This window comes from Aminobacter sp. P9b (assembly GCF_045345995.1).
Lineage (GTDB): Bacteria > Pseudomonadota > Alphaproteobacteria > Rhizobiales > Rhizobiaceae > Aminobacter > Aminobacter niigataensis.
Genome location: NZ_CP150082.1, coordinates 924562 through 937505, shown reverse-complemented (window position 1 = coordinate 937505; position 12944 = coordinate 924562). Strand labels below are relative to the sequence as shown.

Annotated in this window: 12 protein-coding genes; 5 read left to right on the top strand and 7 right to left on the bottom strand. The window is 63.3% G+C overall.

Annotated features, from left to right (window positions below; genetic code table 11):
- Positions 1-180 precede the first annotated feature (180 nt).
- From WHT83_RS04665 to WHT83_RS04655, 3 genes are all read left to right on the top strand, one after another.
- A complete protein-coding gene (locus WHT83_RS04665) occupies positions 181-1209 on the top strand; it encodes a glycosyltransferase family 2 protein (protein ID WP_406873100.1) in 1029 nt (342 codons plus the stop codon).
- A 47-nt stretch (positions 1210-1256) separates the two neighbouring features.
- Positions 1257-3191, top strand: a complete 1935-nt coding sequence (locus WHT83_RS04660; RefSeq protein WP_406873099.1) for a GtrA family protein — start codon at positions 1257-1259, stop codon at positions 3189-3191.
- Between the two features lie 201 nt (positions 3192-3392).
- Positions 3393-3881: a YbjN domain-containing protein gene (locus tag WHT83_RS04655; RefSeq protein ID WP_108606046.1), complete on the top strand. Its 489-nt coding sequence runs from the start codon at positions 3393-3395 to the stop codon at positions 3879-3881.
- A 116-nt stretch (positions 3882-3997) separates the two neighbouring features.
- On the opposite strand, the gene WHT83_RS04650 is transcribed toward WHT83_RS04655, so the two are convergent.
- Positions 3998-4372 (bottom strand): hypothetical protein, encoded by a 375-nt coding sequence (locus WHT83_RS04650; RefSeq protein WP_183263272.1) that lies wholly within the window; start codon positions 4370-4372, stop codon positions 3998-4000.
- Positions 4373-4547: 175 nt separating this feature from the next.
- The gene (locus tag WHT83_RS04645) at positions 4548-5522 is read right to left on the bottom strand and encodes a glycosyltransferase family 2 protein (protein ID WP_406873098.1); all 975 of its coding nucleotides are present in this window, start codon (positions 5520-5522) and stop codon (positions 4548-4550) included.
- A gap of 176 nt (positions 5523-5698) precedes the next feature.
- Here WHT83_RS04645 and WHT83_RS04640 point away from each other — a divergent pair, with 176 nt between their 5' ends.
- A complete protein-coding gene (locus WHT83_RS04640) occupies positions 5699-7585 on the top strand; it encodes a glycosyltransferase family 2 protein (RefSeq protein WP_406873097.1) in 1887 nt (628 codons plus the stop codon).
- Between the two features lie 400 nt (positions 7586-7985).
- Complete coding sequence (locus tag WHT83_RS04635; RefSeq protein WP_108606050.1) at positions 7986-8342, top strand: septal ring lytic transglycosylase RlpA family protein; 357 nt, start codon at positions 7986-7988, stop codon at positions 8340-8342.
- Positions 8343-8375: 33 nt separating this feature from the next.
- Here WHT83_RS04635 and WHT83_RS04630 read toward each other — a convergent pair whose 3' ends face one another.
- The 5 genes from WHT83_RS04630 to WHT83_RS04610 form a co-directional block, all read right to left on the bottom strand.
- Positions 8376-9431, bottom strand: coding sequence for a D-alanine:D-lactate ligase-like protein (locus WHT83_RS04630; protein WP_406873096.1), 1056 nt, complete (start codon positions 9429-9431; stop codon positions 8376-8378).
- Between the two features lie 127 nt (positions 9432-9558).
- Positions 9559-10428, bottom strand: coding sequence for an SMP-30/gluconolactonase/LRE family protein (locus tag WHT83_RS04625; RefSeq protein ID WP_183263276.1), 870 nt, complete (start codon positions 10426-10428; stop codon positions 9559-9561).
- A 1-nt stretch (position 10429) separates the two neighbouring features.
- The gene (locus WHT83_RS04620; RefSeq protein WP_406873095.1) at positions 10430-11065 is read right to left on the bottom strand and encodes a 2-dehydro-3-deoxy-6-phosphogalactonate aldolase; all 636 of its coding nucleotides are present in this window, start codon (positions 11063-11065) and stop codon (positions 10430-10432) included.
- On the bottom strand, positions 11062-12003 hold the full coding sequence (locus WHT83_RS04615) for a 2-dehydro-3-deoxygalactonokinase (protein WP_406873094.1): 942 nt from the start codon (positions 12001-12003) through the stop codon (positions 11062-11064). Before WHT83_RS04615 ends, WHT83_RS04620 begins: the two co-directional genes overlap by 4 nt.
- Positions 12000-12767 carry an SDR family NAD(P)-dependent oxidoreductase gene (locus WHT83_RS04610; protein ID WP_108606055.1) on the bottom strand — a complete coding sequence of 256 codons (768 nt, stop codon included), beginning with the start codon at positions 12765-12767 and terminating at the stop codon, positions 12000-12002. The genes WHT83_RS04615 and WHT83_RS04610 overlap by 4 nt, the downstream gene beginning before the upstream one ends.
- Positions 12768-12944 lie beyond the last annotated feature (177 nt).

Genomic DNA, 12944 nt, shown 5'->3' with positions numbered 1-12944 from the left:
GAACCTGGAGCCGTGCCGCAGATGAGCGGCACCCATGCGCAGGTATAGGCCAGTTGCAGGCCGGTATCATCTCAATACGCCTAGTACTACATACCGCGTGCCAAGTTGGCATCCGGCCATTATTTGTTTTGTTACCAATTCAACTTACCGTTGCTACCGAATAGTTGGGGGAGTAGCGCGGTGGCCGATCCAAAATACCTGTCCGGGCAGCGCCAGGTCGCGCTTTCGGTGGTTGTGCCCTGTTACAATGAAATCGACGGCGTTGGAGAGCTCTACAGGCGCGTTTCCGCATCCTGCCAGGCACAGGCAGGCCAGTCCTATGAGATCGTACTCGTCAACGACGGGTCGACCGACGGCACCCGTGACGCGATCTTCAACTTGGCGGCACGTGACAGTCACATCGTCGGGATAGACCTTGCCCGCAACTATGGCCACCAGATCGCGCTCAGCGCCGGCCTGGAATTCTGCTGCGGCAGGCGCATCCTCATCCTCGACGCCGATCTCCAGGATCCGCCGGAACTGCTCGGCGGGTTGATGGCTAAGATGGACGAGGGCTTCGACGTCGTCTACGGCCAGCGCCAGGTGCGCGAGGGCGAGGGCTGGTTCAAGCTCGCCACTGCCTCGATCTTCTATCGTTTGCTGCGCCGGATGGTCGATGTCGACATCGCCGCCGATACTGGCGATTTCCGGCTGATGAGCCGCCGCGCGCTCGATCACCTCAATGCGATGCCCGAGCGCTACCGCTTCATCCGCGGCATGGTGAGCTGGATCGGGCTGAAACAGGTCGCCTTCCCCTACCAGCGCCAACGCCGCTTTGCCGGCACCACCCATTACCCGCTGCGCAAGATGATCCTGCTGGCAGTCGACGCCATGACGAGCTTTTCCGTCGCACCCCTGCGCTTTGCGTCGCATCTGGGCATGGCCTTCGGCGTGCTCGGCCTGCTCATGCTCGGCCACACCCTCTATTCGTGGTTGATGGGCAGCGTCCTGCCCGGCTGGACCAGCCTTGCTGCCATCGTGCTCATCCTCGGCAGCGTGCAACTGCTGGTGCTCGGCATCTTCGGCGAGTATCTCGGCCGGATGTACATGGAGACGAAGCGGCGGCCGCTCTACATCGTCAACGAGGTCATCTCGGGCGAAGTCGCCGATGAACAGGACGTGGGCGCTCGCAATCTTCAACAACTGGTCAAGGAAGCGCTCCGTGCCTGAGACCGGCCGGCACGCCGCCACAGATCTTCTTTTCGGAGCGCAGCATAGTGTCCACCCGATCGAAACCGCTGTTTGAACTGCAGCGTGTCCTCAGATACGGGGCCGTTGGTCTGCTGAACACGGCACTCGGATTCGGCATCATATTGGCATTGCTGAAGCTTGGCTTCGGCGATTTCATGGCGAATGTCACTGGCTTCGCAGCAGGTCTGCTTCTGAGCTTCGTCCTCAACAGCCTTTGGACATTCGATCGGACGGCCGGATATCAGCCGGGTGTGGTGTGGAGATATGCGATCAGCTTTGCCATCGCCTATGCGGCGAACCTTGCCGTCGTGATGGCGGCACGGGCTGGTGGCATTGTCGACAACCCATTGACCCACCTCGCCGGCACCGGCGTCTATTCGATCACCTTCTACCTCGGATCCGCACATTTCGTGTTCGTTCCACGCTCGGGATTACAGAGCAAGGAACGCCGAGACTACACGCTCTCGACAGAGCGTTGGCCGGAAGCAGCCATCTTGCTGGGCTTGTTGGCTGCCTATCTGATGCTCCGGAACATCGCAGTTTCCCTCGACGTGGTATGGCAGATGTGGATCGCCCGCCAAATGCTTGGCGGCGCCGTGCTGTACAGGGATATCCTGGAACTGAACCCACCTCTGTGGTTCTGGATGGCCATTCCAGTGGAATGGACCGCGCAGGCACTCGACATCCCGTCGGTGCAGGCCAGTGTCGCGGCGGTGTTTCTCCTCATTGCGGCTGCACTTGCGTTGTTGTCCATCCTCCTGACGGACACTTCCCCCGCGACGCGCGCAACTCTGCTTGTCACCGCATTTCTTGCACTGGTCATAATTCCCATTCAGGAATTTGCACAACGCGAGCACTTGGCAGCTATCGGCGCCATCCCCTACCTGGCTTTGATTGCTAGGCGCGCCGACAACCTCCCCACGGACTGGAAGGTTGCTGCCGCTACCGGACTGTTGGCGGCATCTGGCTTTGCCTTGAAACACTATTTCGTGCTGGTGCCGCTGCTGCTCGAGCTCTGGCTCATCTACAGGCTGCGGCGAAACTGGACGCCCGTTCGTGCCGAAACCGTGATTCTGTCGGCCGGCGCCGCCAGCTATGGTGTCGCCGTCGTCCTGCTTGCGCCGGATTTCCTGACGACCATGGTGCCGATGGTGAGCATCGCCTATGACGGCTATGAGGTATCTTTTCTCAAGCAGTTCCTGCGGCCGTTCATAGCCGTCTGGGCGCTGTCGGGCATTGTGTTGTGGCAGCAAAGGAGCACGCTGCCTTCGCTGACATTCGCGTCCGCGCTGGCTGCGCTGGCCTTCAGCTTCGCCTATTTCGCGCAGCAGAAAGGCTGGCGGTACCATTCGGTTCCGACGACTGCGCTGTTGTTCTTCGCCGTCGCCCCTCTCTGGCAGAAGCACCGCTGGAGGAGTGTTACGCTTCCTGCAAACGCCGCTCTCGTCGTCTGCACCCTCCTCCCCTTGATCGTCAGCCTCGCCGCCGGTCCCTACAAGAATGTCACCGAGGCCACCGTTCGTGACCTGCTGCGCGACAGCAGGCCCGGAACGGCAACAATGATGCTGACGGCACATCCGACCAACTTCTGGCCCACGGTGGAGAAGGCCGGACTCAAATGGCCATCGCGCTATTTCGCCTTCTGGATGGTGCTTGCCATGTCCGAACACGAAAAAAAATACGGCAGCCTGACGCCGGAACTCGCCGCCCTGGCAAACGACATTCGGCGCCAGACCGTCGAGGACCTTCGGTGCAATGTGCCTGATATCATCTTGGTGGACGACTTCCGCCTGTCGAAATCTCCCGGCTTCGACATCCTGGAATTCTTCAGGGAGGACAAGGACTTCGAGCGCCTTTTCGCCAACTACTCCCTGGACAGGAAAAGCGTCATCTACACGTCTTACAAGAAAGCTGCTGATTGGCAGCCGGAGCGTCCGGTGGGCTGCCGAACCATCTATTAGCCATGCAATCGGCTTTTTCGCCCCGGCCTAAATACAGGCCTTGAGCCATCCCGATCGAGCGCCACGCGCATTTGGCACTGGCCTGCGCCCCGCAGTCTCTCCCTCGATCATCGTCGAATGGTCGGCTTCCAGCCGGCCCATGGTCGGTGATAATATCAGGTTGCGCTAATACGTTCGCACAACCTGTTGAGGAGCACGCCGATGCTGCGCTTTGCCCTTTTCGCCGGTGCCCTGGCCCTTGCTGCCGGTACTGCAGCCAGGGCTGAAGACAAACCCCAAGCCGCGCCGAGCGTGCTTGAAGGCGTCACCGTCGCGGAACTCCAGGAGATCATGACCAAGGCCGGATATCAGGCCAAGGTCGGCACCGACAGCGACAACCTGCCTGTCATCGATTCCAAGGCCTCCGGCATGAATTTCTGGGTCTATTTCTACAATTGCGAGGGCGAACCGCAGAAATGCCGGCGGGTGCAGTTCCAGAGCAGCTTCAAGACCGACAAGGCGATGCAGGACAAAGCGCTCGAATGGAACAACAAGAAGGTCGCCGGCCGCGCCTCCAACGAAAAGGACAATACCTATTTCGACTATCTGATCGATTGCGGCGGCGGCGTCTCGTCCGGCAACCTGTCGCAAAACCTCGAGCGTTTCGACACGCTGATGGCAGAGTTCACCGCCTATATCGGCTGGCGCTGAACAGCGCGGCCTCCAGTCTCGCGAACTCATGCAAAGGGCACCCATCGGCGCCCTTTGCATAGGTAAGCTTCGGCCCCTTGTCAGTTACGGGGCCTTCGCGCGTCGAGCTGCCTTGCTCAAGCCTCGAGGTTTCGGTTGCGGTCCTGCCAGAGTTCCAGAACTGCCAGCACCGCCACTGCGATGCCGAGGCCGACATGCCAGTTGCGCAGCACGCCGCCATATCCGAAGACGAAGGGCTGCACCACCATCCAGACGCCGCAGAACAGCGACAGGATTTCCTCCCAGCGCCGCAGGAAGATCTGCTCCAGTCCGGAAAGCACGACGATCGCGGCGCCGACGAGTGCGGTCACCGCCATCATGGTCGGCATGCCGGTTTCGCCGAACCACATCGGCGACACGATGATCGCGGCGCCGAGGATCATCGAAGCGATGTCCTCCCAGCGCCGATGTTGCGACAGTCCCAGGGGACCCATTACATTGAGCGTTGCCATGATCAAAATCCTCTCAGGCTACATTTGAGTTCTGCTCAAACGCCCGTGAGGACCAAGTGCGTGGTTGTCGAACTCCTCAGTCGGGCGTTCTTCGCACTGGCGCCATTATCTCAAAAAAGTGCAACAAGTTCAATGGATCCGGTTCCGGCGGACGATCACACTGGCGACATCGAAGCTACTCGCCGGTCACCTTCGCATAGAGCCGCGACCGCGACCCGAGCAAGCCGAGTATCCGGCCGGCCGACCAACCGGACGCACGCGCCAGGGCAAGCACCCCAGGGCCACCGCGGACTGGCACCGCAAGTGCAGTGGCGGCAGTGGCAAGCAGCCTGTAGGCGAGCAGCGGCACGAGCGATGCTGCCCTCCTGTCGCCGCCCCTTCGCTTGCGGGTGAACGACGCCAGCGATTGATCGCGGGCGCGCCTGAACTGATAGGAAAAGGTCAGGCGTGAAGGCGGCATCGTTTCGTAGACCATGGCCCGGTCAGCCCAGGATTTCGTCAGTCCAAGGCGCGTGACCTCGTGGTCGAATGCCGCGTCGCTGCCGCCCGACATCGGATCGCGCTCGTCGAACCGCAGCCTGTGGGCGACGAACAGGTCGCGGTGGGCGAGCCAGTTGTTGGTGACGACGGTGATCCGATCTGCCCTGCCCGCCGCGTTCTGGCGCCGGGCAACGACCGCCTTGTGGCGGAACCGCTGCTGGACCCCGCGCATGATCGCCTTGCGCCACCGCGACAGCGGAACCGCTGGCGGCTGCGCCTCCACCGGGCCGCCGATGAGCAGCGCCCGGCTGCGGCGATGTTCGGCGACAAGTTCGACAAGCCAATCCTTGGCGACGCGCTCGTCGTCGTCAACGAAGGCGACAAGATCGGCCCCTGATTCGAGCGCATGCTCGACCGCACGATTGCGCGCGAAAGGAATGCCGATGGACGGCTCGAGCCGATAGTCGAGGTTCAGACCCCCGGCAGCGCCAAGCACGATATCGCGACAATCGGGCTGAGCCGCATTCTCGACCACGACGAAGCTGACGTCGGTGAGGGGAGGCATCTCACAAGCAGACCATGAGGCGAGAAGCTGCTTGAGCATGACTGGTCGTTGCCGGGTGATGGCAGCAACACAGAGCCGCAGACGCGGCATCGAATTCGAGGACATGGCCCTTGCTCCGCATTCGGATTTGCGTCGCCAGGGCAGCGGCAACAGGTCTCAAGTGCGGGGGCGGCTCCCGTTTCCCACAATCATACATCTATTGCAAGTAGAAATTTTTATGCGATACAACCCGATTTAATCAGGCAGGCTTGAGTGGCCGAAGCAAACCGCGCGAGTGTTCCATGAGACCGATCCTGTCCTATTGCATCCCCGTCCAGGACCGGGCGGCCGACCTCAGGCTGACGCTGCGGCAAAATCTCTACCAGAACCGCCAGTTCGAAACGCTGGTGGAATTCGTCGTCGCCAATTTCGACACGGACGACGAACTGGATTGCTGGCTGCGCGAGACCTTTGTCGCGGAAATCGCGTCCGGGTACCTGAAGCCGAGGCGGGTCGGACACCTGGATCCATGGCATTTCGGCCGGGCCAAAAACGTGTTCCGCGACCATATCGAGGGCGCGATCTATTCCAGCCTCGACGCCGACAACTTCGTCTCGCCGGCAGAGACGCAGCAAATCCTGGACCTGCATGCCGAGCATGGCCGCAAGATGCTGATCCATCATTTCAGCGGCAACTGGGGCGACGGCACCTGCGGCAGGGTCACGCTGCCGGCCGATCTTTATCGTTCCGTTGGATATGACGAAAGGGCGTTGCCGCGCCAGTTCGACGAGATGGACCTCATCCTCTCCGCGCTGCGGGCCGACCGCGACCTCACCTACATCTCGCATTTCCCCGGCGGCGCGCTGCAGAAGTCGAAGGCCACTGCCAACTTCATGCTCGGCGAAGGCATCACAGTGAAAAACCTTGTGGTCGACGACTTGCGCACCACCAAGCCGCTCAACCCAAGGAACAAGGGCTATGCCGACGACTGCGGGCTTCTCGGCGCCATGCAACACTTCAACCGCGCCTCAAGTTTTGCCAGGAATGCCAACAAGGCCGACAACAAGGAGCGCTATTTTGCCGAAGCGATGCAGGCGGCGCAGGTGGCCATCGCCGCACAAGGTCCGGCAGAGGCCTTGCGGTGCTTTTTCGAGGAGCCGGGCCGGCCCCTTCCCCAACTCGACGACGGCAAGGTGCCGGTCTTTGCCTGCGTGAAGGACGACACGTTCGTGCTCGAGGAGTGGTACAGGCATTACAGCCGCATCGGCTGCGGACCGTTCTTCATCATCGACGACCGCTCGGCGGTGCCGGTGGCCGAAACCCTGCCCTATCGCGACGTCCTTACCCTGGCGCCAAGGGTGGGCCACTATCGAACCTGCAAGAACGCGTGGCTGATGGCCGCCATGAAGGCCGTGCTGCCGCAAGGTCGATGGGCACTCACCATCGACGCCGACGAATTCGTCGATGTCCCGTCTGCGCTCGGCGGCACCATGGGCGACGTGGTCTTGGCCGCATCGGCCGCCGGCCGGTCCTGGGTGCCGGGTGTGCTCGTCGACATGCTGCCGGCAGCTTCGGGCCTGGCCAACGGCCCGGCACATGCCTCATTCCTGCGTGAGTTCGATCGCCATCTGCTCGATGGAAGGGGCGACAGCACCGCCTACCGCGCCAACAAGTCGGTGCGCTGGGCCTTCGGCAAACGATGGCGCGCCAGCTATTGCATCGATGCGCGCTATCGCATCGCCGGCACGGTGGACGTGCTGCGCAAGGTTCCGCTGGTGAGGTACCGCCAGGACATCAAGGTCCATCACGGCTTCCACGATCTCGGCTACTCCGACCAGCCGAGGGTTCGCTCCGACGCCTGGCGCAGCCCGCTGCTGCTGCCGATGCGCCACTACAAGCTGGTGAAGCTTTTCGATGCGGCAGAGCGCCGGCGCATGGCCGAGCACGTGCAATTGTCCTTCGTCCACGACCGCAAGACGACCGCCAACCTGCGCACGCTCGTCGCCGGAGACCGGTCGACGGCCTGGGAGAAGCTCCAGGCGCTCGATACCGTCGAATACGACCCAAACCTGTTCTCCGACCCGGAATTCTTCCGTGCGGTGCCGGGCATGACAAGCGCAATGGGCTGTTTCCTGCGGCGGGGTATCAGGGCGATGCGCGGCACAGGCGAGGCACGACGCACAAAATAGATCACGGCGGCCACCCGCCGGAAGCCGGTTCCAGGGCACGGGGCAATCCGCCCGTTTTACCGCGCTACGGGCCCGCACAATCCTACTTGAATCATCCGAACCAGTTTCTGGTCGTTATCGATCTTTCCTTTGGCCGGCATCTATCTGCAAAGTATACCCAAGCAATAATCGCCACGCTCTACATGAGCGGGGACTCAGGCACATCTGAAGTTCACCTCTGCGCGGCATCGGCTTTTGTGAATAAATTCCTTACAGATTCAAAGAATCCGCCTGACAAACTGTTACCTTGAGACTCCAAACGTGTGCGGCCGCCACGGAACCGCCCGAAGCTTGCCCCATTCGCTGCCACATTTGGGTTGAAACCGCTCCGTGTGTGCATCAACGGAGCATTAACCAGAAGATGAAGAAGAGCGCCAAGCCCGCGATCGCGGCGGCCACCCTCGCCGCCGGCATGATGATTGCCTTCACCGGTACCGCCTCGGCCCAATGCGGCAAGGCTTCCTGGTACGCGCTGACCTCGAAGACCGCTTCGGGCGAACGCATGAATCCATCGGCCATGACCGCAGCTCACCGTTCGCTTCCCTTCGGCACCAAGATCCGGGTGACCAACCAGAAGAACGGCAAGAGCGTGGTCGTGCGCATCAACGATCGTGGCCCGTTTGCCAAGGGACGCGTGCTCGATCTTTCCAAGGGTGCGGCCCAGCAGATCGGCTTCATCCGCTCGGGCCACACATCTGTCTGCATGCAGCGCACCTGACATTTGCGCGCCGAAGGCGCGGCACTTCGCGAACTAGCCGATGCGCCGCGCGGCTGTCTCGGCCATCGCCTCGACGAGGCTGAGGTGCCATTCGGCCCGGCAATAGGCTCGGAAATCGAAGCAGGGCAGTCCGGGACAGACCTCGAACTCGATCAGGTGCACCGTGTCGTCGGCCTCGACGCGGAAATCGAGCGAAAAGACATCACGCAGGCCGAGCCCCGCCATCAGCCGCGCCGCAATCCGACGGATCGTCGCCGCAGCAACCGGCTGAACCGATCCCACATGAACCAGCTCCGGCTCGCTGTAGCTTCCGTCGGCCTTGGCCGCAGTGCCGGTATCGCCATACAGCGCCATGCTGTCGGCCATGGTCTGGAAATCGCCGCCTGAATCAACAAAGACGATGCCCAGCACCTCGGGCCCGGCATCGGGGTCGACGGCCAGAAAGCTCGCACGCACATTGCGACCCGCGACATAGGGCTGGACGATGACGTCATCGCGATAGGCGTCGAACACCCGGCGCCCGAGCGCCAGCGCATCCCCGGCCTTGCCAATGCGCGAATCCTCCCAGATACCTATCTTGGCGCCGAGCCGGTTCGGCTTGACGAAATAGCCCGACGATGACGCCGGTGGCTCGACCAGCCACTTGTCGCCACGCGCCAGCCCCGCAGCTGGCACCGGCAAGCCGAGCGCGGCGAGAACCGCACCTGCCCTGAACTTGTCCTGGCACAGTGCAAACAGGCTGTCGTCGGCGCCGATGGTGCGCAGGCCATTCAGCCTTGCCAGCGCCGGCGCCGCGCCGCCACGGAAATAGGCGATGCCGTCGGTCAGCGTCCACACCAGGCTGTTGCGGCGGTCGCATGCCGCCAGCACCTCGGCCGCATCGTCAAGCTCGACGGCGCGGAAATCGAGGCCGCGCGCCGCGCAGGCATTGGCAAGTGCTTCGAACTCGGGCGCTAGGTCGGTCGATTGCGCCAGATAGGAGGAAATCTCCGTTGCCGCCTGGGCCGGAAACCCATCGGCCAGCAGCCGGTCGAAGCAGGCGCGCTCCGGCTCATGGACGAGAATGAGCGTCGGTCTTGTTCCGGTCATCTGGCACGCGTCCTGCTGTCATGCTGCGAAGCAATGATGCCGTCGACAATGGCATCCCCGAAGCACCCGACATGCCGGAAAACCGACCTGTTGCCGCCGTCCGGGCGACAGCCCTTATGTCTGAAACTCAGATCAGGACGTTCGGCTCGTGGCGGCCATTGACGGCAACGTCGAGCAGGAAGGTCTTGCCGGCATGCGGGTCGGCCCGCAGCGCCTTGGCGCTCAGTCCTACTGCAGCGCTGGTCACCGCCAGCCGGTCAGCCGCGGGCCCGACAAAGGCCGGACAGGAGGCCTGGACCGCCGGCACCGGCACGCTGCGCAGCAGGTTGCCATCGGGCGCATAGGCGTCGATGCGGCCTCCGCCCCAGCACGCATTCCACAGGACGCCATCGCGGTCGACCACCGAGCCGTCGATGCCACCCTTGTCGCCGCGGCGGTCGACGAACAGCTTCGGCTCGCCCAGCGGCAGGCCGGTGTCGGCATCGCAGTCGAGGCGATAGAGCAGGTTGACGGCCGTATCGACGTAATAGGCGGTCTTGCCGTCGGCGCTGAAGCAGATCGAGTTGGGGATGCTGATCGCCGGCAACAGCAGCCGCAGCTCGCCGCGGAAATACCAGTAGATGGCGCCTGCCCCTGCCTCGGCATTCTTGCCCATAGTGCCGAACCACAGCGCACCGCAAGGATGCACGCGGGCGTCGTTCGAACGCGTGCCGGTGTTGGCCGCTTCCACCGACATGTGAAGCGTCAGCTTGCCGGTCGCGGCATCGCGGACATGCAGCCCGGTCTCGGTCAGCAACAGCTGGCGTTCGCCGTCGATCGTGGCAATGGCGCTCGCCATCTCGCCGAGCTGGTGGATGCGCGTTTGCCCGCCCGACAGTTTCCTTTCCAGCATGCGGCTGGCCAGGATGTCGAACCAGTAGAGCGTATCGCTGGCCGGATCGTAGGTCGGCCCCTCGCCCAGGCTGCAGGCTTCGTCGGACAGGATCACGGCTGCCATGTCAGGCTCCCTTGCCGATGGCGTCCCAGCCGGCGACGGCGGCGCGGGCGCGTTGGCCGACTTCGGCTGACGTCATGCCAGGCTTGTAGAGGCTCGAACCAAGCCCGAACAGTTGCACGCCGACCTTGGCATAGGCGTCGAAATCCACCTCCGAAACGCCACCAACAACACCCACCTGCGTTTCCTTGGGCAGCACGGCGCGAATGGCCGAAATGCCGCCGGTGCCGAGCACGCTGGCCGGGAAGAACTTCAGCGCCGAAGCGCCGAGGCGCAGCGCCAGGAACGCGTCTGTCGGCGTGAAGACGCCCGGCATCGTCACCATCTTGTGCACGCCGGCGCGGCCCATCACCTCGGCGTCGATGTTCGGGCTGACCAGCAGGCGACCGCCGGCGTCGTTGAGCCGGTCGACATCCTTGGCCCACACCACGGTGCCGCCGCCGACAAGCGCCGTCGGCAGCGCTTTGGCCAAGATCTCGATCGAACGGAACGGGTCGGGCGAATTGAGCGGCACCTCGATCGCCTCGATGCCGGCGTCGAAAACGGCGCGGCCGACATCGAGCGCTTCCTCGGGCTTCAGCCCGCGCAGGATGGCGACCAGCCCGCGGCCAAGCGCGGGAAACGGTGCGGTCATGCTCATCGGGCAACTCCTTCAGCCAGCATCTTGTTGCGCCGTGCCGCAGCCACCAGGCCCGCAAGCACGGCTTCGTCGGCATCGGCCATGGTCACGTCAATGCCGTCGAGGCGCAGCGCCTCGGCATAGAGCGCGCCCAGCGGACCGGAGACAACGAGAATGACGGGTGCGCCGCGTCGGCCGAAGCGCTTGGTCGCCGAGGCGATCTCTGCGCCGATCAGCAGGCCCGAAAGGGCAGCGGCCGCATCCTCCTGGCCAAGCCCGGAAAGCAGGCCGGCGGCGCGGATTCCGAAAAGGCGTGCGCCGATGTCGGCATCGAACAACGCCTCCTGGCACCAGTCGCGGAATACCTGGTTGTCAGGCGTCACCTTCGCCGGCTTGTCGCCGATCGAATGGCGCAGGATCGAATGCTGTGCCAGGACCGAGAACATCTCGCCGGTCGCCCAGGTGCCGAAACCCGAGATTGCCCCGCCTTCGGCGATCACCCATTTCGAATGGGTGCCCGGCATGCAGACGAAATGGCTGCCCGAACCGATCAGGCCGGCGATGCCGGCAAGCTGGGTTTCCTCGCCACGCATCACATCGGGCGTGCGCGGATTACGCTGGGCAAGCCCCGGCACGATGCGGACGTCGCGGCCGGCACCGGGGACCGGCACTGCGGCACCCAGGATGTCGCTGAGCGAGGACGGCACCTCGACATAGGGTGCCTCTATCCAGCCCTGGCGGGCGCCGGCCATGCCGCAGACGATCGCCGGCAGGCCGTCAGTTGCACCCATGTCCTTGAGATGACGGTCGAGCACCGAGGCAAAGCCCTTGTGCTGGGCGGTAAGCAAGCCTTCGTCGCTGCGGCGCTCGTCGACGACCGCACCCGTTCCGTCGAGCAGCCAGACGCGTAGCCGCGTGGTGCCCCAGTCGACGGCAGCGATTGTTGGCTTGGAACTCACAGGATACCTCCATCGACGATCAAAGTTTGCGCCGTCAGCATTCTCGATGCGTCCGACGCCAGGAACAGCACCGTGCCGACCATGTCTTCCGGCAACATCATGCGCTTGATGCACTGCCGCGATATGTGCGACTTGAGCGCCTTCTCGCTGACCCACAATTCGCGCTGCCGCTCGGTGATGACCCAGCCCGGCGCCACCGCATTGACCCTGATGTTGTCAGGGCCGTAGCGGCCGGCGAGCCCCTTGGTCAGCCCGACGATCGCAGCCTTCGCAGCCGTGTAGGCCGGCATGGCGCCGATATTGAGCATGTAGGAGGTCGAGCTGAAATTGACGATCGAGCCGCCCCCGGCCTTGACCATGCCTGGCGCCACCGCCTGGATGGTGAAGAAGTGCGGCCTGATGTTGACGGCCTGGTTGTCGTCCCAGCTTTCGGGGGTGACGTCGGCCACCTCGTGGCGCACATCGTTGGCAGCGTTGTTGACCAGCACCGTTACCGGCCCATGCTCCTCCTCCGCGCGGGCCACCGCACGGCGCAGCTCGGCGATGTCGCGCAGGTCGGCGCGCAGGTAGAGCGGCCGGTTGCCCGTCGCCTGCTCGATCTCGTCGCACAGTTCCTGGCTCGGTTTCAGGGCGATGTCGATGAAGGCTACCTTGGCGCCCTGGCGGGCAAAAGCCTCGGTCAGCACGGCGCCGATGCCGGTGCCGCCGCCGGTGATGAGCACCGACTGCCCCTCGAGATCAGGAAATCGTGCCGATGGCATCATGATTTTTCCCCCGCATCGTGCGGGCCGGGCATGGCTGGCCGCGCAGCGCGCCTGTATTAGCCCATCGACCGGCAAAGTTGAAACGCTTTTCGGCCGCCGAAAGCGTCTTTTTCAAACGATTGAAGGGGTAATGAAACGTCGAGGTTACAGGGGGCAAACTGGGCACTGCCCTGCCCG

Excerpts from the sequence above, each read along its gene's own strand:
- WHT83_RS04610 (WP_108606055.1), bottom strand. The coding sequence starts at position 12,767 with ATGATGCCATCGGCACGATTTCCTGATCTCGAGGGGCAGTCGGTGCTC.
- WHT83_RS04635 (WP_108606050.1), top strand. The coding sequence starts at position 7,986 with ATGAAGAAGAGCGCCAAGCCCGCGATCGCGGCGGCCACCCTCGCCGCC.
- WHT83_RS04630 (WP_406873096.1), bottom strand. The coding sequence starts at position 9,431 with ATGACCGGAACAAGACCGACGCTCATTCTCGTCCATGAGCCGGAGCGC.
- WHT83_RS04625 (WP_183263276.1), bottom strand. The coding sequence starts at position 10,428 with ATGGCAGCCGTGATCCTGTCCGACGAAGCCTGCAGCCTGGGCGAGGGG.
- WHT83_RS04650 (WP_183263272.1), bottom strand. The coding sequence starts at position 4,372 with ATGGCAACGCTCAATGTAATGGGTCCCCTGGGACTGTCGCAACATCGG.
- WHT83_RS04655 (WP_108606046.1), top strand. The coding sequence starts at position 3,393 with ATGCTGCGCTTTGCCCTTTTCGCCGGTGCCCTGGCCCTTGCTGCCGGT.
- WHT83_RS04620 (WP_406873095.1), bottom strand. The coding sequence starts at position 11,065 with ATGAGCATGACCGCACCGTTTCCCGCGCTTGGCCGCGGGCTGGTCGCC.
- WHT83_RS04645 (WP_406873098.1), bottom strand. The coding sequence starts at position 5,522 with ATGTCCTCGAATTCGATGCCGCGTCTGCGGCTCTGTGTTGCTGCCATC.
- WHT83_RS04640 (WP_406873097.1), top strand. The coding sequence starts at position 5,699 with ATGAGACCGATCCTGTCCTATTGCATCCCCGTCCAGGACCGGGCGGCC.